A 26,577-nucleotide genomic window follows, 5' to 3' on the forward strand; every position below is an offset into this window, starting at 1 on the left:
TCCACACACCGGATTGACAGGAAAGTACGCCACCACTGGCATCACGGCTTATCAGCCCATTCGGATAACAGGCTATACCTGCAACGTTTACCTGACCCAGTTGCAAAACACCGCCAGCTGAAAGGTTGCCTGTTGCTTTAACTGTGGCACCAGAGACCTCGTTTGTTGCCGTAATATTGCGTCCGGCGCTGATGTCACTGTCAGCACGGACTGTAGCTCCTTTTACCTGTGCTCCCGCTGTAATATTCTGGGAAAAAATACCATTTAAACCACTCACATTTCCGCTGAATGTTCCTGTCTTACCATTAATGGTACCGACGCTGTTCAGATTATTTCCCCCCATGTCTATTGCTGTGTGCATTTTATTCAGGTCGGGGCGGCCATTAACCTGAAAACGGTACAACCTGTCGTTATCCTCCTGTGCACCAGATAACTCATCTGTTGAGAGGAGCACGACGATATGTCCATTTCCGGAAGTAGCTCCGTAGCTACTCAGCGGGATTTTCCAAGTCCGCAAGGCACCGGTGGCAGTTTTACCGTCATCGATGTATCCTCCGAATCCGGTTTTGATGTCCCTCGATATCAGCCTCAATGCTTTGGCCGGATATACACTTCCACCGCTTGATACCACCATTCCCTGCAACAATTCCGTGTTTTGCCCGTTTCTGACCAGGTACGTGTTCATACGCTGACCCTGGCTGTTTGTTTCGGTAAAACCGGACGGCAGAAAACCGGTATTTTTAAGCATGGCTGTGGTGATCACTGTCGGCGCGGTAGTGCTGGTTGCACTTAACAGCGTGGCATAGTTTCGCCCGACGTAGCCACGCGCAGCTGCTGCGTAGGTACTGATATGGGCTGCTTCAACCTGCCAGTTTTTCTCCTGTTGCCAGTCCTTGTATTTAGTGAGTCCAAAGACGGCCATTGCCATCACAACAAGGAGCGACAGAGCGACATCAAGATTTGCCCAGCCACGATCATGCTTTTTCATAGAATCGATATCCATACAGGTTGATACAGAAGAGTGAGCTGGAAAATACTCCCGCTAAGACAAAGCCAGGGTCCCAGCGGTCCCTCTTTTTTCCCCGATACATTCCAGGTTAGCAGCCAGAGAACAAAGGCTGCTGCTCCAAACAGAGTGACCAGTGCAGCATCTTTCCCACCCATCCAGGCAGTCAGGCCAGTTATCAGCCATAAATCCCCCTGACCCAGACGCTGAGTGCCCCGGTTTACCAGGACACTCAGTAGTGCCATCAGACTGACTGTTGCTGCGATCTCCGCCAGTTGTGTAGATATACTTTCAACTGAAACGTCTGATGCTGCTCCCCAGAGCAATCCCCCAAGTAACAGCCGTACTGTGAAGGTTCGTGGCAGATATCCACTGACTGCGTCTGTGCTCCCGGCCTGAAGAAGGAAGGCCATCATCACTATGGCAGCTGCCCGATCAGCAACAGGAACCGGTGCAAGGGCAGCGATCATACTGAAAGTAGCGAAGAACCAAATCCCTGCCGTCAAGGTTGTTTTCTGTTCCTTAACGTTTATCGGGTGCTCCTCCAGAAATTCGAGCACGCGGCACATCAGGACTCTGCCAATGATTGCGAACCCCAGTAGTAACGGCAGACTCCATGCTGTCGTCAGACTCGTAACTATGATGGTTCGCATATTCGCTTTCCTTTCACCTGTCGACAGACTCGAAGACCTTTCAGCTCCAGATAGAACCCCCAGATACGGTTGGCATATTGCTCACGGGTTTCGTGCCGATCCTTACGGAATCCAGCGTTGTAAGACCCGAGGCAATTCCAGGTCACACCACATACCTGAAAGTGGCTGGCCAGGATCCACGCCCCTATCTGAATGTTCAGACAGGGGCGCTTCAGCAGGTCTTCTGCCCCCTGGATGACACCCATCCGGACGAGCTTAGGAACATGGGTTGAGTTAATCTGCATCAACCCATAGTCCGTGCTGACCGGATTACCCTTTTTATCCCGGTTGGTGTTTGTGACCCATGGACGGAACGAAGACTCCCCTTTGGCCACTGCCTTAAGCAGCAGTGGCTCGATCTGGTATCGGGCACCGGCATTGTTAAAGCAGGCATCAAAAGTCGCAGGCGGGGAGTTCGTGCTGGCCATCAATGGGCCGGAGGAAAAGGACAGAATGAGCAGCGTCATTACCAGGCGGCAGGAGAGAATGCGTTCTCTCCGCATGTTGTCTCCTTAGCTGTTCATCGTGAAGATCAGCTTGTTGGTACCTGTGCTGCCATTGTCAGCTGTGCATTGCGCGCTGGCTTCTTCAGTTGTCACAACCCCATCACTGTGCGCCGTGGAGTTGATGGTGATCGCATCAGCAATTTTGGCGCGACTGAGTGCTGTGACGAGCGAGACGCAGGCACCCTGAGGAACCATTTCGTAGGTCAAAGAGAATCCATTTGAGAACCCGGAGACTGTGACAGGTGACAGTGTCACGGCTCCACCCCATCCATTATAAAGCGTGGCGGTGCCGGAAGAGGGGGTACCACGTACAGTCATACTTTTAGGCTGAAGTTTCATCTGGATAAGCGAGCCCATCATTTTGGCACCGGAAGTGAATGTGTATCCATCTCCTCCTTTCATCATGTTCTGGGTGCTTGTGATGAGCGACTGAATGTTCGACGACTCCTTACCTACGTTGACGTTATTTTTGAGGGCGAAGTATCCCGCCAGGACGATCCCGATGACGACCAGTACGATTAGCGCGATGCTGCCCTGCTCCAGGAAGCCCCAGCCGCGGTGTTGCGAAAGCGCCTTAGTTGGTTTGTATGGCTGAGAAGTTGGTTCAGAATTAAATTGCATGATGTTTCCTCATTTAAAAAGAGCCCGACGAGCTGTTAAGGGCATTAATATCCATAACGACAAGGACCAGAAGCAGAAGCATCAGGATCATTGCCAGGAACATGAGTCCGCGGATTACAACAGCGCGCTTTGCTACGCGCTCCAGGGTTTGTTCAAGCCAGCGCTGTCCGTAGTTAATGATGATTTCATCGTCTCCATCACCCTGCAAAAGGGAGAGGAAGTTGGCCGCTTCCTGCGACGGAAAATCGTAACCACAGTCCTTCAGGGCCAGTCCGAAATGTTTACCTTCACGCACATGTTCGGTAATCGCATCAATACGCACAGCAAGCCAGGGGGATGCCGTTTCCAGCAGGATCTCCAGCGCGTCTTTGGTTCTTACGCCGGACTGTAGCAGTGCACCGATATTCAACAGGAAGGTCGCGCCCTGAATATCCTTATAAACCGACCATGGCATCAGCCCGTCGAATATACGACGAAGCCTGTCAGGGCGATGCCAGCGCGGGAGTGACCAGACCGTCCAGATAATTAAAGCGGTGGCGGCGATGCCGGTTATCACTCCATACTCACTGAAATACACTGAGATCCCGTAAAGAAACCCTAGCGCCCCGGTCCAGTTCTCTGGCGGGCTGATTTCTGTCAGCGTAGGAAGTAGTTCGGCATTCAGTACATAGATGGAACTGGACAACATGATGGCAAAACCAATCGGATAGATGGCCATCTGCCATACAGCTGCGCGAATACGCTTACCCGCGTGGGTCAGGGCACAGGCGTATCTTAGTGAGCGTGGAAGTGACTCACTGCGTATGCCGGCGCTTATAACGGAAGCTTCTGCGGCAGGTAGCCACCGGGTGAGGGTGCGCTCCAGCGTTTTTTCGCCGCTGTTTTCCCTTAACGCATCAATACAGTCGTCCGTCAGCTCAACGTAGGGATGCCAGTTCTGGCCGAAGTTCGTCCATGCATTGCGCATTTTCTCCAGTGAAGGCTTTAGTTTCTGTCGGTTTTCAATCAGAAACCGCAGCGCATCATAGAACTGAACACGATACTGACCGCTGAACGTCTTACGGACCAGGTTATATCGGAGTCGTTTCAGGAAGTGCATTTCACGCATCATCCACCTCCAGACGTTCATCTTCATCGAGTGGAATGATCCGGTTGGCCATCAGCGGGTCGACCAGCCCCTCGTTGATTTTATGCAGAACGTGCCGGACACGGCTGATCCCCTGCATGTTGTTTATCCAGAACTGGCGAGCCGCAACCTTGCCGTCAGTTTTCAGCAGCTTAAAAAGACGGTTATTGGTCTCGATAACCTCGGCAATGACGGTACGTCCCCTGATACCCTGACCGACTTTGCCACGCACCTGGCCGTTGATCTCCACTACCTGTGTGCATGCTTCACACCCGTCCGGGTTATGGAAATAGAGCCTGTCGGTCGAGCAGACGCCTTCAATATTGCAGTATTTCTCCAGCCAGTTCTTTTCCTCGTCACTTAAGGTGTTGACCTTATCCTGCCAGGATATACGGCATTCCGGACATAGTGTGGGTACCAGACGCTGACTGATTAATCCGATTAAAAGCTGGGCATCACACAACAGATTTTCGTTAACACCGAGCGTAACCATACGCTCCGGGATGCCGAGTGCTGAGTTTGTGTGCAGGGTTGTCATCACCAGGTGTCCGGTCTGGGCGGCATAAATGGTGGCCAGCATCGAGACAAGGTCACGCATTTCACCCTCCATAATGGCGTCCGGATCCAGTCGCAGCGCTGACGAGATAGCTTTTCCCCAGGCGATACGTACTGCTTCCTCATCTGATTTGTCGCAGATGATTGGCGTCTGAACAGCTCCCACGACCTGCCCCTCAAGTGGGTCTTCGATGGTCAGAAGGTGTTGCCCGGGGTTGGTATCCAGATATTCACGGCAGGCGGTACGGAGCGTGGTGGATTTACCGGAACCAGTTGGCCCCGAGAGGATGATCTTACCTTCAGGTCGGTCAATCATGCGTTTAAGCAGCTTGATTTGTTCGGGTAGATAACCCAGTTGCAGGAAGTCAGGTACGTTGTTACCGTCATCCGGAATAAGTCGCATAACCGCAATCAGCCCATCGCCAGTTGGGCGGTGACTGTAGCGGGCACCAAACAGACCTATTTTCCGCATCATTGCCGGGGAGAGTCGTGCATCCTGTTCCCGGTGTGGGTAGAAGCTGGTTTCTGACACATCCGACATCGAGAGAATACAGGTGGCACAGAGGGATATACCTTCCTCCCGCCGACGTTCATCCACCACATGCAAATAGCCGTGGACGCGCATTTTGACCTGGAAGAGTGAATCTGAAATGAGAAAGTGAATATCTGAGGAACCGAGCTTTTTGGCCACTGAAAAATAGTTCAGGATCCGTTGTTCACTTTGGCTGCTGTCTCCATCCAGGTCTGCCAGAGTTAATCCTGTCTTATCGCTGGCCTGAGGTTGAGCTTCCTGCTTTTTTCGCGCCTCTCGTAAGTCTGAGAGAGTGACAAACCGATGTTTGATCCCCGGATGTTTGTTCATTAAGTCCATCAGCGCGGCCTGTACACCTGGGTCGACTCGCTGGTTGGTATCAATGAGGATTTCTTTCCTGTCACCGTCATCAAACAGCAGAAGAGATTCTGCAGTAATAGCGCTCATGGTTAGTCCCCAAAGGCAAGCAGTGTGCCATCGCTGAGTGTGACTCCGGCTAAGGTAATGCTTTTGACTGTGCTCTCCATTCCTGGAATACGGCTTCCGGGTGATACGACCAATGACAGTCCTGATTGCAGTTGTAGTGTGGCGCGGAGGTTTTTATCGCGGCCGTTAATCTCCAGCACGACAGGGCGATTACTCACAGTAACCGGACGTGCAGGCTGGCCAGGCAGTGAAGTATCGCCGAAGGAGGCACCGGGAAGAGCGGTGGCAGGAGTGCCGACGCTGGATTGATTTTCCTCAAGCTGGCGCTGCAGTTGCGCGCCCTGAACTTCTGCCTGAAGAATGACGTTTCGGATATGCAGCTGTTCAAGCTGTCCCTTTGTCACACCGGGTATCACGTTCCCTGCTGGCGGTGATACCTGCTGGTTCGTGGACTGAGAGGCCTGAACGGGTAAAGGCCCGAATATTGGCAGCAGGAGCCAGAGTGTCGCCTGCCGAAGAAATTTACTTTGCTGACGCATAAATTTTACCTTCAGTGGTATAGCTGAACGCACTTCCGTTCAGCTCGAATGTTAAACGGGTAAGTCGGATACCAGTTTCATCCAGACCGTCGAATAAGATGATGGCGGGGAGGGGCGCGGAAAAACTAAACGCGTATTCCTGCCAGTCCTGCACAGGAGGCGGTTCTCCGTTCGACCCCGGCAGGACTGGAGGCATGGCTACATCGGTGATGTTGAGTGTGATTTGCTGACGCTGGAACCAGGATAGGATGCGGATGAGCTGCAATGAACTGTCAGGCACTGCTTCATCCCTGAGTGGTCTGTCCGGGGGCGGTAATGAAATTCGGGCTTCCCGCCCCCCCTCCTTAAGATTGAATACTGGCGTGACACCGAAGACTTCCTGACTGCGAGCGAGAAACCCCTCGACTGTGCCACCGGGCATAATCTGGTACAAAAGGGTTATACCGTCAGGAGAACAGGTCCCGGATGCCAGTTTCCAGCTCCCCAGAACATGTAGCGCCGGATCGGTCTTTCTCTGACAATCATCAATCAGAGCCTGGGCTGTTACCTCGCGTGCCCAGGGATGAGGCAAAACCTTAGGTTTTGCCTGACTGGCGAACATTGCGCGCGCCCTGGCCTGTATTTCTTCAGCGGTGAGTACCGGTTCCTCCGGTGGTGTGGCCGTCTGCCACCAGGCAATGGCGCCTGTGCTGAGCAGCAGTATCGCGCAAGCCAGTAACCAGCGCTGCCTCCGGAGTCCATCTACATGCACACGGCATTGCTGTCGCCTGCGTGCAGATAGTCCGGCAAAGAGGCTGTTAGCATCAAGGGGGTTTTCCACTGATGCCAGACAGACCCAGCCTTCTGGGGGCGGTTCGTTCATGCTCAGGAACAGTGTCAGCAGCCCCTGCATTTTGTCCGCACTCCCTGTTTTATCGGCAGTGACGGCAGGCACACCATTAATACTGGCCAGAAACACGAAGTCGGTACTACTCAACCGATAAATGCCGTATCCATTTCGTGTGCTGGCACAGAACGCGAGTGCCAGCGAAAAGAGCTGGTGACGGCGATGACGGACGGGCAATCTGCCACTCCCAGCGACTGATTGCCCTGTGTCCCGTTTATTGAACTGTCCTGTTGAGGTGTGGACGCCGATGCCGTCTGTTCTTCCGGAACGTGATTTTATTGGTTGAAATGGCGGCAGCCGAAATTTTTGTCTTTCCGTTGGCGCCCAGTCCATCCCCGCCAGCCAGTAACGGCTGCGGGATTTTCCATCCCGGATTGTAAACAGGTAATCCTCATCCTTCATTTCAGCCTCCGGAACTTTGCGGGAATGTCGGTGTGATCACGATGACCAGAGTGGTCCGTTCGTTTTTACCTGACTGACTTCCGCCCAGGAGCGGGTTCCCTGGCGTAAAGGTGCCGGATTTATTGACGGAGGTATTGTTCTGATCAAAACCAGTGAGGATCAGCGATTGCCCGGCCCGGAGATTTGCCTTCTGGCTCAGAGAGCGCAGTTTGGTATATGGCATCTCGATGTAAGAGTTCCCGTCTTTTGACGTGAAGTTACGGATGGTCGGTGGATCTGACAGGTTGAAGTTTACCTGTAGCTGAACGTTACCTGTTTCCTGAATCAACGGTAACAGGGTCATGTTGAAACCGGTGGTGATCATCCCAGGCGTCAGCGTTGTGGTGGCGCCGACATCGGTGGTTGTCGTTGTAGCCGACTGCGCTACATAGACCGTCTGATCTGCCATCTGAATAGGCACGGGCGTCAGGTTAGTCACGGTACTGGACTGAGAAGTGACGACGCTGACATCGCCCTGTTCTGACAATGCTTTCAGCAGAAGGCTGGAGCCAGCAAACTTCGCGGCATTACCAGTAGCGGTATCAAGAATGGACGCGCCGGCAGAAATACCACCAGTGAGATCCCCTGTCGCGTTGTTAAGCGTGGCGCCAGCAGAGTGCAGTGACTTGTACACCAGGTTCCAGTCAATCCGGAAATCTTCGTTTCGTGAGTTACCGACGCTCAGGACTTCAACATTCAGGGCTACCTGTCTGTTCATGATGAGATTTTGCTCGTTCACATAACGGGCCACAGCGGCCTGTACTGACGGCGTGTCTGTCACAATCAGTGATGAGCTGGAGGAGGACAGCCAGTAGCGACCTTTGTTCGGGGTCAGCATCGACTCCACAGCTTTTCGCAGATCAGCATACAAATCGTATTCCTGCCCCGTGGTTGTGCTCTGGGAGGTTGTGGATTCGCCGGAGGCGGAGTTATCTGTACCACTGGTGGCTCCCATACTGCTGGTCGTCCCTGAGCTGACGCTCGACGTGCTGGACGTTTTAGTGTTCAGCATGGCCAGCGAATAGGTCCGGGTTTCCATCAGATAGAACACGATAGTTCCATTATCCATTCGCCAGTAGAGACCGCTACGGCTGGCCATCAGATCCAGAAGTCCGCCCAGGTCTCCCTGCCACATCAGTCCGGTAAGGTTCAGGGGCTGGCTGGTTCCTCCAGTCGGCAAAGAAGTTACGCCCCCCAGACTGGCCAGTGGCGTCCGACCGCTGTCATCAGGTGGTGGTAGTGTGCCACTCATCTGGCGTGTGACGCCGGTACTGACGCTGCTCTGGCTGATATCAAGGGCGTCAGGAGTAAAAATAACGGGGGTTCCACACAGCGCGGTGATGCGTTGTGCCAGTTCCTGTAGCGTAATAGTATTTTTTGCCTGGGTGATATTACATGACGGAGCCTGGTGGTTCCGTTCACGAACGGCGACCGGGATAGGACTCGGATTAATCCACTGACGCTCCGTCCAGGTCAGTGGTTGTTGATGTTGTGTTCGCGGGAGCTGTGCCTGTGCGCGGGCTACCGTGGCGTCAGATTGTGCCTTAGTCTGCATTTTGTTGATTTCAGAGAAGGTACAACCTGCGAGCATGGCAAAGCAGGACGCCATCAGCAGGCGCCGCAAAAGGGTTTTCTTCATGGGGGAAATCCGGATTAGTTGAGGTAAACCACAGCGCCTTCAGGAACGCCCTGTGGAGCCGTGAGCCCGGTGGCCAGACCGGAAAGCCAGATTAACTGGCCGCTTCTCATGGTGCCGATGAGTGCCGAACCGCGACTCTGTGCCCGTAAGGCATCAACGAGTCCAGCTTGTTCCGGCATCCAGACCCACAATCTACTCTGAAGTAACCGGTACTGGATCCGGGCGTCGGGAGTAAAGGGAAGACCCAGCTGGTCAACTGGAACTGTGCCATTCGTTTGGCCAGTTTTGTAACGCCAGTCGTTAACGCGGTTGGCGATAGTCAGGATCTGGGAGGCATAAAGCTGGCCGCTCTGCGTCTGTATTGCAGTCCGGCTGGTCTGATTTTGTTGCGAATCTATATCACCGACAATCAGGAAAAATATCATGCTGATTGCCAGTATGACCCAGCCCATCACCGACCTGCCGGAGTGTCTGTGACAGATACCACGCACTGCATGCGGGAAGCTTCAGCATAAAGCGGTTTCTGTGCTGAACGGTAAAGGTCGAACATCTGACCGAGCATGGTTTCAAATGAGCCGCGGAAGGTCAGTGGTGCGTCAAGCCGATAATCCGTCACGGATACTGGCCAGATAACCGTCCAGTGCGATGATGCGCCTGATTCACAGCGGGTATCCTGCGCCCATTTCATCAACATTTCCCGAAGAGTCGTTCCCGATGGCGCCAGCCAGGTTTTACCCTGAACCACAGGTGCGACTGGTTCCCCGGTGGCTGGTTGTGCTTTAACTACCGCTGTTGGTGCCTTCATCGGTTTTGTTGTTACAGAGGATGTGCTGGTTTTAACCGCTGCCGTCGGTATGGGTTGGGTCACCTCCGGTCCGCTGAACGGATTTCTCGGCGCGCCAGACGCCTGTGGCGGCGCAGGGAGGTTTCCAGTGGACAGTGCAGGGACGGTCATCTGAGCGGTTTGCCCCTTTCGCTGCAATGTGACGGCATGACGATCCCAGTCCAGCTGACCCTGGATGGATTGCTCTGTCAGCAGACGGTTGAGCACCCTGGTCCACTGGTCATTGGTGTCGACCGAGACGATACGGGTATTCAGTACAGGTCGCAGGGCATTCTCATAGTTCAGCGTCCAGCCAGTCGGAATGATGCGCCTGACCCACTGTTCGAAAGTGAGGTTACGCACCTGTGATAATGACAGAACGGCAACGGGACCTGGTGTGCCGGTAAATGTGAGTGCCGGCAGCGCTGGATTCATGATGGGGCTCACTGAGCTGACTTGTTTTGCGGAGGAGGCCATCATTGTTGGTTGCGGCAGCGGGGAGGTCTGCGATGTTACCGCTACAGATGTCGGCTGGCGTACGGGAACGGGAGTGGCCGCCGGAGGCGCAATTCGCCGCTGTGTCTGTGTAATGATATCGGCACTATCGCTGATCTGGCCGTCGACAAACACGAGCGCAGGTGTGTCAGGAGCAATGTTACGGTTATTAAATCCCGCGCAACTGCTTAACAGCGACGGTATTAACAGGGGCAGGGCAAGTTTTTTCATGATGATCCCCGGGGTTATTCGGTGGGGTGAACGGTAATACGTGGAAAAGCACAGTTCGCGTCAAAACCGATACCGCTGATCAGAACATCGTCTCCGCGCGCTATCAGAATTTTTTGCTGTTGAGTTATGTAATTTTGCGAGGGCAGGTCTATCCCTTCCTCGGCTGAGCCAGCTGAGAGTTTTGATAATTCGGGATGGCAGGCGTGTCGTACCGCCAGTGAAACGAGTTGTTTGTCATCCCCTGCATCGCTGACGACAGCCCTGACCGTGGTTCCATAAGAGAGAGTGCGGTATTCCTTACTGACGATTTTCCCATCTTCCGTAGTGACCGAATTTACATAGCGTACGCTGTCTGAGTTGTCGAAAGTAACAGGTTGGCTGAGCGGCGCATCCATCCTGAGAGAAACCACTTTTTGGACAGAGGCTGGTTTGCCGTGAGTAATGTCAATACGCTGATCGGGCTGTGAGGATGAGCAGGCGCTCAGGATAAGCGGCAATACGGCAAGGGTAATATGTTTCATGTTTTTTACTCCGGAGTTAGTTGTTAGTGAAATACAGGTATGAAAGGGAGCAGGAAGTGACGAGTCGGGACGGTTATGTTTTTTGAGAGATGATAATGAGGCGGTTCGTTTCGTCATTGAGGGGAAGAGCAACACTGAGCTTCTGTCCACCTTTTAATCTGAGAAGTTGTCGGAAGTTGATAGCGTAACGGGAATATTCATTTTTTGAGCTGCCAGTGGTCCGGGAAAGCTCTACGGTCATCTGCATTAATGCAGAGTCTGCGGAAAGAGCCGGCGTTATCACTAATGAGAGATCATCCACGACATTTTCTTTCTTCTTCTCCCCTGTCGTTGCGTGTTGTTGAGCGGAGTAATTTGAAACAGAGAAAAGTAATGCCTTGTTGTTGGTTGTGACTCCTGACATATCGTAGAGCAGTCTGACGTCCCCTTTAGCGACCAGTTCCGTGAGTTCGTCTCCCAGTGAAGCGCTGACCGGTCTTAAAGATATTTTTGCACCTGGCTGTTCAAGCAATTCCTTTAGTTCAGGCGTTACGGGAGTGGAAAGCTCGTAAATACTGGCTCTGACAGGAATGTATGCAGTTTCGTTTTTCTGATACTGCCCGATTTCATTACGGTGATGAGCCTGGTTTGAAGTAGTAGCTCCGTTGCAGCCATATAACGCCAGCAGGGAACATAGCACGCCCAATGTATGCGTTTTCATGATTAAGCCTCGGCAAAAAGATTAATGAAGGTCAGGGCGCCATACATCTCCGTAGCGGACGCCTTCACGGGCACCCCATGCTGACTCCGGCAGTGTGTGATGTCCGATATAGAGTGTGCGAAGAGTGGCTTTGGGTAGTGAGATATCGCGGCCACGGACAACAGAGAAACGATCGAGATAGAAAGACTTTTCTACCTCATCATCTTCATTTTTTTTCAGGAGGAGTTGAAGCGTGACGGGGGAAGCCATTGAGCCTGTCGCGGTAAATGCTTCTTCCATACGGGTGAACTGTAGGATGTGGTTCTTACGATTTCGCTGGCGTTCCATGATTTCAGTTACAACCTGCTCAGGCCAGGGGCAAAGGCAGTGCTTCCAGCCAAGGCCGAGAAGTGAATTAAGAACTGCCCGAAAACGAAACAGATCACAGTTCCCGGTTGAAACAGCGTTGGTCCAGAGCGCAGTCAGGACGTCATCAATGGGACGATTTCGTTCGTTTTCGAGCAACTGCCGGATAGTCATAAACTCGCTACTCATCCCTTTGAATGTTGGTATTCTTCGTGCTCCGCTTAGCCATTCTGTGATGAATCTACGTTTGCCACGCTCTGAGGTTATGTGATGGTTTTCGACTGCCGTACGTAAGGCTACGAGAATGCACCACAAGAGATGGCTGACCTGTTCCTGGGTGGATTGCATGGTTTGTCTCTCTCTGGTTCCGGTTTCTGGCAATGACGTCTGTACCTTCATTCCGCCAGAATGAAAGAAGCCTGAAAGCAGGCTGGCTACAGGAACAGAGGGTGTTCATTGGGCAGGGCCAGCCCAGACGTCATTGCCGGAAAACGGTGAAAAAAAGCCCCCGTGAACGGGGGAAACTAAAGGGATGGTGTAAAACTGGTTTGAACCAGCTTAAGAGGCTCGGTTAAGTACATTTTAAAATCCCCACGCATCAGCATGGGTGATCATATCGAACAGCATTGCAGTCCGGGATATGGGATGATCCGTTTTATCTAACTGCGTAAGGCGTTTGTATTGGCTTTTTGTCAGCCAGATATCTGATGCCGCTTCGAGTTCAGCTCTTGCAGCAGGGTGATGAGTCGGGTCGGGGTATTTCTTCATTAATGCTTCGACTACCCTTGTATTCACAGGGGCAATTTTACTGCCGAATTTCACAAAGTCGCAGAATGCAGAGTGCGCCCGAATCATATCTATTTTCTGTGATTCGAAATCTGCCTTAAGGAAGAAATATCCTGGGAAAACGGCCGAGATCCTTTTTCTGAAAACATGCGGGGCATCCGCACGCCGTATTTGCGTTAAGGATAAAGGTGTCCATGGAGTTATTCTCCTGTCGTGTAGCCAGTCGAATAAGTTCTCGCGGTTTTTGCCCCCGGTAATATAGAGAGCAAGATACCATTGTTGGTTACATACAGTCTCAATATTCATTTTTGAACGCTTCGCGCAGAATTGATCCATGAAAGGATAATTCAAGTTCAATGGGGTCGAACATACTCAACCATGAAGGCGAAACAGTCTTACTAACAAACACTTAAGTTTGCATGCTGTAGTTCGAGCGCCTTCATGGCTCAGGATGCTCTTGTAGGTTAGTCCCTTAAGTAAAATTGGCGGCAATACTTAAGGAACTGTGCGTATTTTTGTTTCTCTGTATAATGAAGTAAAGTGTAAATAGGCTGAATCCTAAAAATGCACCCTCAAGGGTGCATTTTTTGATTAATTTGTGATCATCAATGAAATCATGAAAAAGTATGAGCGTGACAATATAACTGCACGCATTGCATCGTTACTTTTTAAGTTCAGAGCTTTAGTACTTCGCTTCAGATGCGAGCGGACTGTCTCAACAGAAATATTGCAAATGTCAGCGATTGTCTCATATGCATTACCGTGAGCATACAGAGTAACGATTTCTAACTGTTTTCTGGAAAGCTCAGGAAATACGCTATGCAGGGCGTTAATAGTGTTTTCATTAATCATCGTTAAGTCCCCTAGCAAATCTATACGTAGTAAATTTACGCGCAATATGCATCCCCTTTAATGGGGAGAAACCCCATGGACCTTGTCGCGACATGTGGTATGGGCGAAGGATTTCTGATGAGGGTGAGCTTTAGCAGCTAGGCCTATAAAGGCATGTTCATTTGCTAAGGGGGATATAGAAATTTTTGATAGGTTCTTGCACATCATAGATGAAGCTCCCGTGTAGATACTATGTCGGCTACCAAGGAGTTCTCACGCTCTGGTGGCAGCCCAGGCAGGGGTGAGAAACCGGCCTACACGGTACCGGCCAACCTTACGGTTGCCCTACCTGAACCGCCATTACGAAGATGTGCTGGTTCAGTACACAAAAAAACACGCTTGTGCGTGTCTATGTGCACGTGTAGATACGGGTTCTCACGCCCGATCACAGGATTTACTGTGACCTTTGAAGACTACTGTCTGCTTAGTGATGAGTCAACTAGATACGCATCAGGAGCAGCTCTGAATAGTCGAAACCGAGGCTTTAAAAAACGAGGGGGAACATATGCATCCCAGTTATTCTTTTTGCAAAAGTCTAATAGTTCGGCTCCAGACGAGGTCCCGGTTTTCTGCAGGCATCGGCTGATTCTGTGTTCTACCGCTTTAAGAGAGGTTCCTAATATTCGAGACATCATTTTCCTGCTGTATTTTAGAGAGATTAAGAAGATGGCCTCCCATTCAGCATTTGTGAATATCTCAGACGGTACCCTGTATACCAACGATTTGGGAACGTCTCCCGATAGCAAGCTGTCTGGCCCAAAAATATCAACAGGCCTAACTTGAAGCATCGTTCCTGAGCAGATCCCGTCATCGTCGTAATAGGGTCTAGATTCGAAGCATAGGGCATGTATGGAGTTGCTCTCACCTATTGGATGCGTAACGATTGAAGAAAACTTATCTTCATGTTCCATAACGAGTTCCTCCTGCTTATGTATTCGTTGTGAGAGGTAAGCTAAGGAGGTAGGGAGCTGGTCCAACGTTTTTCCTACAATCGGATAATCGTTGGGGAGTTTTAATAATCGAAGAAAAGCTTGGTTTACCGCTACATACTGCAGATTGCCGTTCTTGATTGTCATCGGTTCTCTGCTGTTGGATATCAGGTTTAAAACCTGGGGAGCGAGTTGGAATTTTTTTTTGAAGAAACGAGTTTAGACATCATCCACTAAGAGCCGTATGTATTTGAAATTTAGAGATATATTCTGTGTGTTGATGTACTATATCATGTAAGGCGACACTTAACTGGATTTGATCTGCGATCATAATATTAGTTAATGATGCTTTTAAGTGTCTGATTGTATGCTACGATACAATAATTCGTAGGTGCTATCTGTAAATCAGGAGGAGTTATGGCACATCCGATACATTGCACGAAAGTCGCTGGTATCACGGAGTTCAAAAGGGATCCGTTAGGGACTGTCGAGTCAGCAGAGGGTGATGCTATTGCTATTCTGAACCGTAGCGCGCCGGCATTTTATCTTGTACCACTTGAGCTGTTCGAAAGCTTAAAACGAGACGCAGAAGCGCATCGCTCCAGAGGTGATGTTTGATCCTGCTGCCGGATAGATCCTAAAAATTGATCCTGCATTGTTGTGGTGATAAAGTCGGAGAACTTATTGTTCTAAATGAATTTATTAGGTTGTCACGCCGAAGAAGGTGGCAGGTTCTGGGTGGTTAGTTAGCAAAGCCCAGAAAAGCAAAAACCCCGATAATCTTAGATACTTGGCGGCATCGCGAGATTAACGGGGTCCTTAACAAATCATGCAGAAGTTGTTGCTTCTGTATGGGAGTATAACCCGTGCGCGAAAAAAGACAAGAGATTCCGTACTTACTCCTTCTGTGCAACATAAGCGCAGGAAGTGGTGAGTAAGCAGAATTCCGAAACCACTACACTTTACCGTCAGGTAAAAAATCCGAATCCAGTTTTCATTCCTGAAAAGGGAAAGAAAACCCTTCCGTTCTGTGAAAAAATTCGCGAGAAAGCTGTTGGCTTCACTGAGCGTGCAGAGTTCCAGGCACTGGTTGCTATGCTGATCGCCCGTGGTGAGCGCAAAAAGCGCCCGCCAGTGTTACGCATACGGGCACTGGAAGCATCCGTACAGGCAATGTGTCACTATTTTAATCCCCTTGCTAATCGCGTTGGTTCATCGCTCACTACCATGAGCATTCGCTGCGGACTGGCCACAGAAAAAAAACGTCTGTCGATCACCCGTCTGACGGGTGCCCTGAAGTTTCTCGCTCAGCTGAACCTCATTACCTATAACACCGAATACGATAAAGAAATTGGCTGTAATATCCCCACAGACATCACTTTCACACCGTTGATGTGGCAGGTGCTTGGGGTGTCTGAAGAAGCCGTTGCTGCTGCGCGCCGCAGCCGTATTGAGTGGGAAAATAAGCAGCGTGAGAAGAAAGGGCTTCCTCGCGCCGGTGCTGATGAACTTATCAGTGCGGCCTGGTCATTCGTTCGTGAACGCTTCCGTCAGTACCACAAGTCACGCTATGAACACGGCATGAAACGTCACAGGGCGCGTAAGGACGCTCCGCGAACGCGCAAAGAGATCGAGCTGCTGGTTCGCCAGCAAATCCAAAAAGAAATCAGGAAAGGCCGCTTCTTCGGTAATCTTGATGCGGTTCGGGCAGAGATAGAACGCCGTGTCTCGGAGCGAATGAAGCTTTCGCGTGGCCATTACGCACGACTTGGTGATGCATTGCTGGTCACAACCTAACGCCAGCTAATACGCTGCCTTTTTGAATCTGGTGCCCTGGCATCGGTTTACGCCTGCCCACTTTTCGGCTTTTATTGCCGTGTTAACCTTCTTCAGCCCCTGTTTCAGGCCCCCGTCGGGGACCTGAATGACAAACATGTCCTGCTGATGCCGGGTTTTCTAAACTTAACCAAAATTCTTCTTTTGTTGCCCGCATATTTCTGTGACCGAACGCCCAATATTTCACCGCTTTTAGGTTTTCATCCAGTTATCCACATAAACCACAAGAGGCTAAAGTGATAAGCTACTGGATGGATGCTTTTTAAACCACAATAAGGAATTTCTACAAACCGCGATGATCCTTTTAAACTTCTGATCTCCTATCTTTTAAACTTCAGTCATTACTTACATTTAAAAATAAAACCTATTCGCCACCTGTCCTGTGGACATGTGTATAACGCCCGCCCTTGCAGCGGACAAAGTCCGCGCCGGTTCGGTTCAGGCGCTTTGCGCCTAGAGTTAGCACCCGCCAAAAATGGCGGGCAGGGTTCAGAACGTTACAACAGCAACAGTCGACCACTTACTCCTAGGATCCTCAGCTCCCCACAAAAAACCCACCACTGAAAAGCGCCGCCGCCCGGGCCGAAGGCCCGGAACAACATCGCTTTTAATTATGGATGTTGTAACTAGAACCCGAGCCGCTTTAATTCACACCTCCGGCAGACCCTGTGCAACACGCCCGTAAGCGGTCCTAACGGCCCGCTAACGCGGAGATACGCCCCGACTGCGGCGAAGCCTTGTCGTGACCACTCCGACGGCGCACATCATTTCCTGTGCCGCCTGTCTGCGGGTTATGGCTTAGCAGGGCGAAGTGATGGATTGGTGGAACCTATCAAAACTGATACCGGCTGCGCCGGGCTACGGCGCCATTTACGGAGGTGCAGTATTCAGCGACAGAGGGCGCCTTCATGCGCCTTCGGCGCATTTATTGGGGCCAGTTTGGATATCGAAAATTATTGTACGTTGAGGTCAAAAATCGACCTTAATAGAAAATACAAAAACTTAGGATATTGTTTTTTTATTGATTTATCACCGTCAGCGGGGACTTTTTTCAGCAATATTCTTAAGTGAATAACGTGCTGGAGTCGTACCTGTATGCTGTCGAAAAAACGTGATGAATGCACTGTCGCTGACAAATTCCAGCTGTTGCGCCACATAGCTTAACTGCCATCCGTCACACAGCATTTCCATTGCCTTTAGCAGCCTCCACTGCTGCCGCCAGTTCTGATAATTCATTCCGGTATCTCTGATAAAGACCCGGCTTATCGTGCGCTCAGATGCACCAATCTGTTGGGACAACTGGCCAAGGCGTGGGGGTAATTCGCCCGTACGTACTCCATCCAGCCATAAGTTCAGGCGAGCGTCTGAGGGGAGCTGTAATGTCCAGTTTTCTGTGCGTGCAGTCTGTATTTCTTCACAGAAAACGTTAATGAGACTGGCCTGTTGCTCTGCCAGCATTCCCCATGGCCAGAATGCCATTCGTTCTATGACTTCAAAAAACAGGGGATTAACCTCGACTATTTGCAGTGGCAGTAGAGATAACGGAAGCGTGGTTGAAAAGTAGAGGGAACGATAGGCCAGCACACCACGCATCATGGCGCGATGAATTGTTCCTGCAGGGATCCAGGCTGCTCGGCGGGGGGGAAGCTGGCACAGGGTTTGTTCAAGTTCAATTGTGATGCTCCCCGACGCTGAAAAGAGCAGCTGATGACGAAGGTGACTGTGTTGTCCTGAATCGTGTACACCTAAATCGGACGCAATTCCGATTACCGGCTCACTAAAACTATCCGGATCGAAACTATCGTCGGGGCTAATTTTCATAAAATGTCTGATATTTAGTATTTAAAGTCCTTATTATTATAATAAGACATTATCGTCTCAGCAATAATGCCCTCCAGTTTTCTGTTTCTCTGGATATTGTTATGAATAGTATTATTCGCCCTCCCCTGTGGCTGCTGACGCTGCTTATTATGTTTCCACAACTGGTAGAAACTATATACAGCCCTGCGTTGCCAGATATCGCCAGATCTTTTCAGGTAAGCAGCGAGCGTGCTGCTCAGACGCTTTCAGTCTATTTTTTCTCCTTTGCTGCCGGAGTGGCATTGTGGGGCTGGCTGAGTGACTGGTTCGGACGACGTCCGGCCATCATGGCTGGACTCATCTGTTACGGAGCGGGATCTGTAATGGCAATTGTGTCCACCGATTTTAGCGTATTACTGCTGGCCCGTATGGTGGCAGCCACGGGTGCTGCCGCCGGGTCTGTTGTAGTGCAGACCATGCTGAGGGACAGTTATGAATCAACCTCACTGGCCCGCGTCTTTTCCGTCATGGGAGCGGCGCTTGCACTGAGTCCGGTTTTCGGTCTGGTAAGTGGAGGCTGGCTGGTAAGTCTGTACGGCCATACCGGCGTATTTATTGCTCTGGCATCACTGGCGATAATATTGCTAATACTGGCAGCAGTTTTACTGCCGGAAACGCGGCCAGAGAACACGCTCAGAATCCGGGGGAGCGGTCTGGCGTCCCGCATGATCCGGGACGGTATGCTCTGGAAAAATGCAATACTCGTAGCCCTGCTGAATACAATGTTGTTCAGTTATTACAGCCTGGCTCCGTTTCTTTTCAGGCTGCTGGGGTGGAGCTCCAGGGCATTCGGATGGACGGGGATATTACTGGCACTTGCTTCACTCTCGGGCAGCCTCCTGAACCGGAGACTGTTAACAACCGGTATAACACCGGAACAGCTGGTACGTCATGCATGTACACTGGCTCTGCTTTCCGGTGTTGCTGCCTGGTGGTTGCAGCACTCGGCGTGGATACTTATACCGGTAGCCGGAACTGTAATTGCCTATGGCATAGCGATACCCAACGTGTTGAGCCAGGCGCTGCACCGTTATCGCGAACAGACCGGAGCTGCGGGAGCATTATTCGGCTTGAGCTATTACTTATTACTGGGAATGATGCTGGGGCTCGCCGGCATGGTGCAGCAACTGGGACTGGTTCTGACAATCTGTGCTGCTATGTCTCTTTTGTGCAGTGTGTCACGTGGGTGAACCGACAGGCGGAAGCGCCTGTAATGCAAAGCCCGGGCGTCGTGGATATATTAAGTGAGACACGACGACACGTTTTATCTGCAGGGAACGGAAATCAGTGGTGCAAAATGTTGCTTGCAGGCTATCTGTAGGGCACCGGTATAATGATGTCTTCATCTTTTCATTATGAAGTATCCAACATCAGTGTGTTGTTTTTTCCGAAAAGGAACGCTTTTATGTATTCTGAAAACCAAAGAATTATTATTACCGGCGGACCGGGGTCAGGTAAAAGCACGCTGCTGAATTCCCTGCGCGCAAAAGGTTATCCGACGGCAGCTGAGGCCGGACGCGCAATCATACGGAACCAGGTGGCGATCGGCGGAAATGCGCTGCCCTGGAAGGACAGGGAAGCTTTCGCCGGGCTGATGCTGAACTGGGAGTTACGCTCGTGGCATGAAGCTGCTCAAAGCGAAACGCCATTTTTCTTTGACCGTGGGCTGCCGGATATAGTTGGCTATCTTACGCTCTGTAATCTGCCGGTGCCGCCCCATATGAAGAGAGCGACTGAACTGTTCCGGTATGCTCATACCGTGTTCATCGCGCCGCCATGGGAAGACATCTACGTACAGGATACGGAGCGTAAGCAGTCATTCGGGGAAGCGGTTCAGACGTACCATGCAATGGCTGAGGCCTACGGCAGATGCGGCTATAACCTCATCAGGTTACCGCTTTGCGGGCCGGAAGAGCGGGCTGAAATTATTTTATCCAGCCTGTACGACAGGCATCACCACGGCGAGCCCTCCTGAGGTGGTGCTGGTTATGGCTATAACTATCCGAAAGCGCGACAGTATTTTGGTGGCTCAAGTGGCGGCGCCAGTCTTCGACCGGATTATCGGTCCGGTACTTATCCGGATGAAGGTTGTACCGGACCGTCCGGCTGAACAGATCCTTTTTGTTCAGAATTTATTTGTTATCACACAAACTTAACTTTAAAAGGTTGCTATTAATCTGTTAAAAAATCCTCTCATGATCATCCCCTTACTGACTGGATTGTGTCATCCAGCCTTATCTACGCCAGCAATGGTTACTGACACCATATACGGTGCTGGTTTAGCCGATGTGCCCTCAGCGATGAATTGAACCTGCACATGTCATTTGTAGAGCCACTGACCGCCGATATACTTGTCAGGATTTTTCATGCACGCATCCATAAAAGTACCGTAGTTGTCAGGGCCTTTCATTGTATTGGACCATATTTTCTCAATTAAAGAATCAGACCACTTTTCAAAGTTATTGCCATCAATGAAGTCTGGGTTTTTGTATCTGCTTTTTGGGATACAGCTGTTGAGAGTTTGAGTTTCACCGGTCGCCACCTCATGGATGAACTGCTTAGCCTGATTTTTGCTGCATTGCCTCTCTTTATACAGCGCCACCATATCCGAAAGCGTAGCGGCTCTAAAGGAGCACTCATTGTGTATATTCCTTTTCTCAGCCATTGCCGAAAACGATATGAAAACAGTTAATGCAGCTAAAATATTTTTCATCATGACATCAATTCCTTACAGATACTTTTTAATCTGATTAAATCGCGCAAAAAAAGCCCTGACAATCTGAGGAAAGCAGGGCAAATATCTCACAGGTTGCAGTTCATTCTTTCTGCATTGTGAAATTTTTCATCAGTTATGAGCCTTTTTACCCTGCTGACAGGTAAAGCAGTCTGGTCCTGTTATTTAACAAAGGAGGAATAAATCAGCCGCATACCCAGTGCTGCCAGAACCGCGGATGATGCCCGATCGACTGAGGTTTTCAGACGAAGATAAGCCCTGCGCGGTCTTTCGGAGGACAGGCAGAGCGAAACGATCGCGTACCAGCCAAAATCAATCAGGAAACTCATCAGCGGGATCGCGACATAAAAAAGGGCCGGGATATTTTCAGGCAGCAGGGCGCTGAAGATCGATGCAAAAATGATTGCTGTTTTAGGGTTACTGAGCTGCGTCAGTAAGCCATCCCGGAACGTCATCATCAGCGTCCTGCCGTCATTTTTATCGCCGTCAAGCGCCAGATACAGAGGCCGGGTTGCGTCCCTGAACATTTTAACAGCAAGCCATAACAGATAGGCCCCGCCCGCAACTTTCAGCACCATGAACAGCTCCGGAACCATGAGCAGCAGCTTCTGCAGGCCGAGCATGGCGGCCAGCGAAAAAATGGCAGCGCCCACGCCGGTACCGAGAGCGGTCACAAGCCCGTGGCGTCGGGAGTGGACGACCGCATTCCGCGCGACATAGATAAAACTGGGACCCGGGCTGATAACCCCCATTGTCAGAACGGTGGCAATCGCTATCAGGCTGGAAATAATCATGCTGACCTCGGCTGAAGTTAGAAAATGGTGTGACATCACTCATTCAAAATATAAAGAAGGAGATACATGTAACATCAACGCCATGACATAAACAGGCGAAAATCCGGTTAATATTGATCTTACGCAATAACGTCGTCTTTCAGTCTCACGCCCTGCTCCCGGTACCACTGATAAAACGCGGCAGCCGGCATGGGTCTGGCATAATAATAACCCTGAACGTAAGGTACCTGATTTTTTATCAGCCATTCAGCCTGATGTGCGGCCATTACGCCCTCGGCAATGGTGGTCAGCCCCAGCCGTCTGCTGAGGCCCAAAATGGTGTCCAGTACCGGCGTGTCCGCACCGGCCGACGTCAGGCTGTCGATGAATATTTTGTCAATTTTCAGGTAATCCACCGGCAGGCTCTGAAGCAGGCTCAGCGAGCAGTAGCCCGTACCAAAATCATCCACGGCCACCTGACAGCCTTTCTGGCGTAGCTCATGAAGTTTCGCTGATGCCGCTTCAGTGTCCTCAACCAGGCTGCGCTCGGTAATTTCCAGCACCAGTCGAAAAGCGGGATCGAGAGAAACCCACAGTCTCAGTACGTCAGCGGTAAACGACCGGTCCGTCAGGTGAGGGGCTGCGATATTCACGCCCAGATGGAAGGGGTCAGTCACCTGCCATGCCCTGACATCGTCTTCTATCAGGCTGAAGAGATGCTGCGTCAGGCTGACAATCAGACCTTCCTCTTCAGCGGCCCGGATAAACACCACCGGTGAAATGCTTCTACCGTCAGTACGCTGCCAGCGCATCAGGGCTTCGGCGCCGGAGCAGGCACCAGTCGCGGTGTCACAGACCGGCTGGTAATGCACGCTGAATTCGCCGTCTGCCATCCCTTTCCTGATTTCTTCCGCCAGAGACATCTTTCTAGAATCCCAGCGATGCCACATGTACAGCATGGCCAGGGTCAGTAGCAGGGACAGGGGACCGAGGAAAAGCAGATTACGCAGGATGTAATGGCGAAGCGACAGCGTCGGTGTAAGAACCTGAAGCTGCGCCTGACTCGCGGCAGAGTGGAACTCAGCTGTGAACACTTTCACACGTGGGGAGATTTTCTCCTGCCCGGAAATGACGGGGCCATCACTGAACCTGAGCTGCTGAACCGAATGATTCTCATCATCCAGGGAGTCCATCAGGTCCGTAACGTATCGGGCATCCACCACGCTGAATGCCGTCGTCCGGTTGCCGGCGCCATAAGCGTAGATAACAGCCACGTGCCCGGGCACGCTGCTGGTCCCCTCCGTGGCGATAACGTTTATCTTCCCTGTGGGTACTGAAACGGCAACACCAAAAATCTCATCGGCACTTTGCTGTCTGGCTCCGGTCACGGAGGAGCAGATTACTTTACCATCCCGTATAAGCCCGGTGCTGCGGATGTAGGGCGTGAGGGCGCCGTTCTCCGTCATCTGCTGCAGGACGCTTTCACAGGGCTGAGTGGCGAGCCTGGCGGTTACCAGGCTTGCATGGCGGGCAATGGACGTGATGTGGTCGACCTGGCTCATCAGTATGTCTGCCGTCACGGACGTGTCCCTGCTCAGCTGGCGCCAGGCCATCCCTGACGACAGCAGTGTAGCCAGGATTGCGGGTACGATAATTCCGGCAGCCAGCGCCCTTTTTCGTAATTTCATTATTCGTCCTTTGGGGTCTTTCCATGAATACACTATCACTGTTTAGTGACGTGATAATCATTAATCCCTTTACGTTTCAGGGTTATTTAAGCAGGTGCACGCAGCGGGATGTACTCTGTAATGAATATAAGCGCAGATTTTAAAGAGGTTAATTATTTTTTTAACCGGGTTGATATCGTTCTGACAGCATCACTCATTTTCGTTGTCACTGCTGAAATCTGGCTGCTATCGGGGAGCATGATGTGGCGGGCTGGCATGCTGATAACTCTTTATCTGCTGCAGTGAGAAAAATGCCGCCCTGAAACACGTAACAGCGCTGCTGTCGGGACAATGGGGTAATTAACCGCTAAGGGAGAACTGACCTGTGGCACTCAAAATGACCATTCTGGTCGAAAACCATCTGTCGCCTCACGCGGCTGCAGGAATGCAGTCCCGTGCAGGCCTCTCCATCCTCCTGGACGACGGAGAGAGCCGGATACTGTTTGACTCCGGCCCGGATGAAACCGTTGCTCACAACGCCAGGCTAATCAACGAGCCGCTGACAGATCTGAACGCGGTTGTATTATCACACGGGCATTACGATCACAGCGGCGGAATAACGTCTCTTGACCCAGGGACGAGGATTATCTGTCATCCCGGAGTATTACGGGAAAGGTATGCCGCTGTCAGGCTGCCGGGAAAGGTCATTCCTCTTAAGAAACTTTCGGTCGTGGAGCGTTTTTGCGGTCTTGACGTGGAGTACAGCAAAACCCCGCGCGTCGTGGCGGGACGTTTTGTCTGGAGTGGTGAAATCCCCGTGGAAAGCCCGGAGCCCTGGGGTTATACCGATTACAGGAACGCCACGCCTGATTATGTGTCTGACGAAGGCGCACTTATCTGGCGCTCGTCCCGCGGGCTGGTCATTATGACCGGGTGTGGCCACCGTGGGCTGGAGAACACCGTTCGCCACTGCGTGAACATTACGGGAGAAAACCGCGTCTACGCCCTTATCGGGGGATTTCATCTGCGGGCAGCGTCACCGCTCAGGCTGATAAGGCTGAAAGCATTTTTGCGTGAGCTCGCACCTGAGCATGTTCTGGGCTGCCACTGCACCGGAAGATGGGGAAAACTGTGGCTCAGGAATACGCATCCTGTAGCGTGCGGAGATACCGTTATTTTTGAAGAGTAAGTCTGTGATACAGGCTTATCCCGTCATTCAGGCAGCGTCTGTCGCCCTTGTGTCGTCTTTCTGTCAGGCCCGTGTCGTTTACGGTGCGGGCAGGAAATGCGAATATCTTAGCCGCTACAAACATACATGAGGTTATCGATGACCGTCGCAGAGAAAGTGAAAGCCCTTCGCCTGAAGAAGGCCTGGTCTCAGGAGCAGCTGGCAGAAGTCGCCTCGCTTTCTGTCAGAACGGTTCAGCGCACTGAAAAAGGGCAGAAACCTGGTCTTGAAACGTTGAGTGCGCTTGCCTCTGCCTTTGACGTCAGCGTATCTGAGCTCTCGGAAGAGGACGGGGATGCCGTCAACGCGCTGGATGAACGTATCAGTGATGCCAGAGCCCAGGTTGCCCGGGAAATGACGTTCTGGCGGATACTCGCAACGGCTCTTCTGACATGTACCGCAATGATGGTTATCAACTATCTGCTGACTCCGGAAAGCTACTGGTCCCTCGTTGTGACCGCCATATGGGGCAGCCTTGTTATGTTCAGGGGGCTGAGGGTGTTTGTTATTCACGATCGGCTTAAGTCATGGCAACAGCGCAGGTTGAATAATCTCCTCCGTCCGGGCACAAAAAAAGGAAAATAACCTGGGGTCAATCAAGTAAAACGCTGGAGCAATTCTCTACGGCTAAATGTAATCATCAATAAACGGAAAGGAAAAACCATGAACCTGTCTGAATTTTTCAGTCATGTACCGATCTGGGTCTGGCTCCTGCTGGCTTTTTTACTTCGTCGTGGTTTTACCGCCCTTTATGACAGGGAAATGAAAACCGGACGGCTTTTTTTGCTCCCGGTAGTGTTTCTTGTCTGGGGAGGCTACGGAATTATGACTGAAACAGAAAGGGCAGGGGTAAGTCTCACCATGATGATCGCAGGATTACTCGCGGGAGGAGCACTCGGCTACTGGATGTGGGGATCACAACCTCCCCTGCAGGATTCAGGCAACCCGGGCAGGGTTATCAGGGCCGGGACGCCGCTGACGCTGGGAATGATTGTTATTACTTTTTGTACAAAATTCATTCTTACTTCAGCCATCTTCCTGCAGCCCGGTCTTGCGGCGTCAGCGAGTTTTTGCATGCTGATGGGTGGGCTCACCGGACTGTTTGATGGTGTATTCTGGGGAGGCACGTTAAGGATTTTTCTCCCGTGGTACAATAAAAGACTTGTCTGACCGATAGTTTAATCACTATGAGCTTCGTTGAGAAGCCAGGCCCTGAAGGTTCTGACTACGGGGCGTATGATTCTGGATTTTGAATATGTCAGCCAGTAGCTGCCGGCATTGACAACCGTTTCGAAGGGCTGCACAACCTGCCCGGATGTGAGCTCCCGTGTAAACATATTCAGGGGAACCAGCGCCGCGCCGCCGGTATGTATGACGGTCTGGATCATCAGTCCTGACGAGTCATAGACCGTACCGCTGATGCCGGCGACGTCCTCCCCGGCCTCACGAAACCAGTCTTCCCATTCATTCATCCGGTAAGAACGAAGCAGCCTTTCGTTCAGCAAATCCCGGGGTGCACGAAGCCGTCCGGCCATTTCTGGGTCGCACAGCACGCCAAACGGCGCGTCGAATATTTTTTCATTATTGGTTGAGGGCCATATCCCGGTACCAAACCTGATAGCCAGATCGAGCCCCTCTGCAGCAATATTGACGATATTATTGTTAATACGCAGACGGACATCCACATGGGGGTGAAGCGCTGATGAATCCCCTAATGATTTTGGTAAAAATCATTAAGTTAAGGTGGATACACATCTTGTCATATGATCAAATGGTTTCGCGAAAAATC

At 51.3% G+C, this 26,577-nt stretch carries 28 protein-coding genes and 1 pseudogene; 7 read left to right on the forward strand and 22 right to left on the reverse strand.

Annotated features, from left to right (window positions below; genetic code table 11):
* From pilV to ACOTWU_RS23670, 17 genes are all read right to left on the reverse strand, one after another.
* A partial coding sequence (gene pilV / locus ACOTWU_RS23590) for a shufflon system plasmid conjugative transfer pilus tip adhesin PilV (RefSeq protein WP_032623576.1) occupies positions 1-988 on the reverse strand: 988 nt, incomplete at its 3' end.
* The gene (locus ACOTWU_RS23595) at positions 985-1,659 is read right to left on the reverse strand and encodes a prepilin peptidase (RefSeq protein WP_022649979.1); all 675 of its coding nucleotides are present in this window, start codon (positions 1,657-1,659) and stop codon (positions 985-987) included. The genes pilV and ACOTWU_RS23595, both read right to left, overlap by 4 nt.
* The gene (locus ACOTWU_RS23600; RefSeq protein ID WP_045261878.1) at positions 1,644-2,126 is read right to left on the reverse strand and encodes a lytic transglycosylase domain-containing protein; all 483 of its coding nucleotides are present in this window, start codon (positions 2,124-2,126) and stop codon (positions 1,644-1,646) included. The genes ACOTWU_RS23595 and ACOTWU_RS23600 overlap by 16 nt, the downstream gene beginning before the upstream one ends.
* Before the next feature lie 84 nt (positions 2,127-2,210).
* Positions 2,211-2,825, reverse strand: a complete 615-nt coding sequence (locus tag ACOTWU_RS23605; protein ID WP_022649977.1) for a type 4 pilus major pilin — start codon at positions 2,823-2,825, stop codon at positions 2,211-2,213.
* A 13-nt stretch (positions 2,826-2,838) separates the two neighbouring features.
* Positions 2,839-3,933, reverse strand: coding sequence for a type II secretion system F family protein (locus tag ACOTWU_RS23610; RefSeq protein WP_032623575.1), 1,095 nt, complete (start codon positions 3,931-3,933; stop codon positions 2,839-2,841).
* Positions 3,926-5,485 carry a GspE/PulE family protein gene (locus ACOTWU_RS23615; RefSeq protein ID WP_022649975.1) on the reverse strand — a complete coding sequence of 520 codons (1,560 nt, stop codon included), beginning with the start codon at positions 5,483-5,485 and terminating at the stop codon, positions 3,926-3,928. Before ACOTWU_RS23615 ends, ACOTWU_RS23610 begins: the two co-directional genes overlap by 8 nt.
* 2 nt (positions 5,486-5,487) lie before the next feature.
* Positions 5,488-6,003, reverse strand: a complete 516-nt coding sequence (gene pilP / locus ACOTWU_RS23620) for a type IV pilus biogenesis protein PilP (protein WP_022649974.1) — start codon at positions 6,001-6,003, stop codon at positions 5,488-5,490.
* Positions 5,987-7,291 (reverse strand): type 4b pilus protein PilO2, encoded by a 1,305-nt coding sequence (gene pilO2 / locus ACOTWU_RS23625; RefSeq protein ID WP_022649973.1) that lies wholly within the window; start codon positions 7,289-7,291, stop codon positions 5,987-5,989. The genes pilP and pilO2 overlap by 17 nt, the downstream gene beginning before the upstream one ends.
* A gap of 1 nt (position 7,292) precedes the next feature.
* A complete protein-coding gene (locus ACOTWU_RS23630; protein ID WP_022649972.1) occupies positions 7,293-8,969 on the reverse strand; it encodes a PilN family type IVB pilus formation outer membrane protein in 1,677 nt (558 codons plus the stop codon).
* A gap of 14 nt (positions 8,970-8,983) precedes the next feature.
* The gene (gene pilM / locus ACOTWU_RS23635; protein WP_022649971.1) at positions 8,984-9,421 is read right to left on the reverse strand and encodes a type IV pilus biogenesis protein PilM; all 438 of its coding nucleotides are present in this window, start codon (positions 9,419-9,421) and stop codon (positions 8,984-8,986) included.
* Positions 9,421-10,518, reverse strand: coding sequence for a toxin co-regulated pilus biosynthesis Q family protein (locus ACOTWU_RS23640; RefSeq protein WP_032623573.1), 1,098 nt, complete (start codon positions 10,516-10,518; stop codon positions 9,421-9,423). The genes pilM and ACOTWU_RS23640 overlap by 1 nt, the downstream gene beginning before the upstream one ends.
* A 14-nt stretch (positions 10,519-10,532) precedes the next feature.
* Positions 10,533-11,039 (reverse strand): hypothetical protein, encoded by a 507-nt coding sequence (locus tag ACOTWU_RS23645; RefSeq protein WP_022650068.1) that lies wholly within the window; start codon positions 11,037-11,039, stop codon positions 10,533-10,535.
* 73 nt (positions 11,040-11,112) lie between these two features.
* On the reverse strand, positions 11,113-11,739 hold the full coding sequence (locus ACOTWU_RS23650; RefSeq protein ID WP_022650067.1) for a hypothetical protein: 627 nt from the start codon (positions 11,737-11,739) through the stop codon (positions 11,113-11,115).
* A gap of 21 nt (positions 11,740-11,760) precedes the next feature.
* Positions 11,761-12,432, reverse strand: a complete 672-nt coding sequence (locus tag ACOTWU_RS23655) for a hypothetical protein (protein WP_022650066.1) — start codon at positions 12,430-12,432, stop codon at positions 11,761-11,763.
* A 234-nt stretch (positions 12,433-12,666) separates the two neighbouring features.
* The gene (locus tag ACOTWU_RS23660) at positions 12,667-13,176 is read right to left on the reverse strand and encodes a transcription termination/antitermination NusG family protein (RefSeq protein ID WP_032623570.1); all 510 of its coding nucleotides are present in this window, start codon (positions 13,174-13,176) and stop codon (positions 12,667-12,669) included.
* A gap of 285 nt (positions 13,177-13,461) precedes the next feature.
* The gene (locus tag ACOTWU_RS23665; RefSeq protein ID WP_022650064.1) at positions 13,462-13,722 is read right to left on the reverse strand and encodes a helix-turn-helix transcriptional regulator; all 261 of its coding nucleotides are present in this window, start codon (positions 13,720-13,722) and stop codon (positions 13,462-13,464) included.
* A gap of 452 nt (positions 13,723-14,174) precedes the next feature.
* Positions 14,175-14,861, reverse strand: coding sequence for a helix-turn-helix transcriptional regulator (locus ACOTWU_RS23670; protein WP_096149269.1), 687 nt, complete (start codon positions 14,859-14,861; stop codon positions 14,175-14,177).
* A gap of 759 nt (positions 14,862-15,620) precedes the next feature.
* On the opposite strand from ACOTWU_RS23670, the gene repA reads away from it, so the two are divergent.
* On the forward strand, positions 15,621-16,487 hold the full coding sequence (gene repA / locus ACOTWU_RS23675; RefSeq protein WP_022650061.1) for a plasmid replication initiator RepA: 867 nt from the start codon (positions 15,621-15,623) through the stop codon (positions 16,485-16,487).
* Positions 16,488-17,561: 1,074 nt separating this feature from the next.
* Here the strand turns inward: repA and ACOTWU_RS23680 are convergent.
* Positions 17,562-18,347 carry an AraC family transcriptional regulator gene (locus ACOTWU_RS23680; RefSeq protein WP_022650060.1) on the reverse strand — a complete coding sequence of 262 codons (786 nt, stop codon included), beginning with the start codon at positions 18,345-18,347 and terminating at the stop codon, positions 17,562-17,564.
* Positions 18,348-18,448: 101 nt separating this feature from the next.
* On the opposite strand from ACOTWU_RS23680, the gene ACOTWU_RS23685 reads away from it, so the two are divergent.
* The 3 genes from ACOTWU_RS23685 to ACOTWU_RS23695 all read left to right on the forward strand — a co-directional run bounded on the left by ACOTWU_RS23685 (position 18,449) and on the right by ACOTWU_RS23695 (position 20,542).
* Entirely contained in the window at positions 18,449-19,576 is a 1,128-nt protein-coding gene (locus ACOTWU_RS23685) for a multidrug effflux MFS transporter (protein ID WP_022650059.1), read from the forward strand.
* Between the two features lie 215 nt (positions 19,577-19,791).
* Positions 19,792-20,361, forward strand: coding sequence for an AAA family ATPase (locus tag ACOTWU_RS23690; RefSeq protein ID WP_022650058.1), 570 nt, complete (start codon positions 19,792-19,794; stop codon positions 20,359-20,361).
* Positions 20,362-20,374: 13 nt separating this feature from the next.
* A complete protein-coding gene (locus ACOTWU_RS23695; RefSeq protein WP_154591405.1) occupies positions 20,375-20,542 on the forward strand; it encodes a hypothetical protein in 168 nt (55 codons plus the stop codon).
* Positions 20,543-20,706: 164 nt separating this feature from the next.
* On the opposite strand, the gene ACOTWU_RS23700 is transcribed toward ACOTWU_RS23695, so the two are convergent.
* From ACOTWU_RS23700 to ACOTWU_RS23710, 3 genes are all read right to left on the reverse strand, one after another.
* Positions 20,707-21,102: a hypothetical protein gene (locus ACOTWU_RS23700; RefSeq protein WP_022650057.1), complete on the reverse strand. Its 396-nt coding sequence runs from the start codon at positions 21,100-21,102 to the stop codon at positions 20,707-20,709.
* 179 nt (positions 21,103-21,281) lie between these two features.
* Positions 21,282-21,914, reverse strand: a complete 633-nt coding sequence (locus ACOTWU_RS23705) for a LysE family translocator (protein ID WP_022650056.1) — start codon at positions 21,912-21,914, stop codon at positions 21,282-21,284.
* Positions 21,915-22,033: 119 nt separating this feature from the next.
* A complete protein-coding gene (locus ACOTWU_RS23710) occupies positions 22,034-23,581 on the reverse strand; it encodes an EAL domain-containing protein (protein WP_022650055.1) in 1,548 nt (515 codons plus the stop codon).
* Between the two features lie 364 nt (positions 23,582-23,945).
* Between ACOTWU_RS23710 and ACOTWU_RS23715 the strand changes: the two genes are divergently transcribed.
* From ACOTWU_RS23715 to ACOTWU_RS23725, 3 genes are all read left to right on the forward strand, one after another.
* Positions 23,946-24,749, forward strand: coding sequence for an MBL fold metallo-hydrolase (locus ACOTWU_RS23715; RefSeq protein ID WP_022650054.1), 804 nt, complete (start codon positions 23,946-23,948; stop codon positions 24,747-24,749).
* Between the two features lie 138 nt (positions 24,750-24,887).
* Positions 24,888-25,373: a helix-turn-helix domain-containing protein gene (locus tag ACOTWU_RS23720; protein WP_022650053.1), complete on the forward strand. Its 486-nt coding sequence runs from the start codon at positions 24,888-24,890 to the stop codon at positions 25,371-25,373.
* A gap of 78 nt (positions 25,374-25,451) precedes the next feature.
* A complete protein-coding gene (locus ACOTWU_RS23725) occupies positions 25,452-25,958 on the forward strand; it encodes a DUF6622 family protein (RefSeq protein ID WP_022650052.1) in 507 nt (168 codons plus the stop codon).
* A gap of 8 nt (positions 25,959-25,966) precedes the next feature.
* Here ACOTWU_RS23725 and ACOTWU_RS23730 read toward each other — a convergent pair.
* Positions 25,967-26,506, reverse strand: a pseudogene (locus ACOTWU_RS23730) (LysR substrate-binding domain-containing protein); the annotation flags it as partial.
* Positions 26,507-26,577: the final 71 nt, after the last annotated feature.

The organism is Enterobacter cloacae complex sp. GYL001, from assembly GCF_049237125.1.
GTDB classification, from domain to species: Bacteria; Pseudomonadota; Gammaproteobacteria; order Enterobacterales; family Enterobacteriaceae; genus Enterobacter; species Enterobacter hormaechei_C.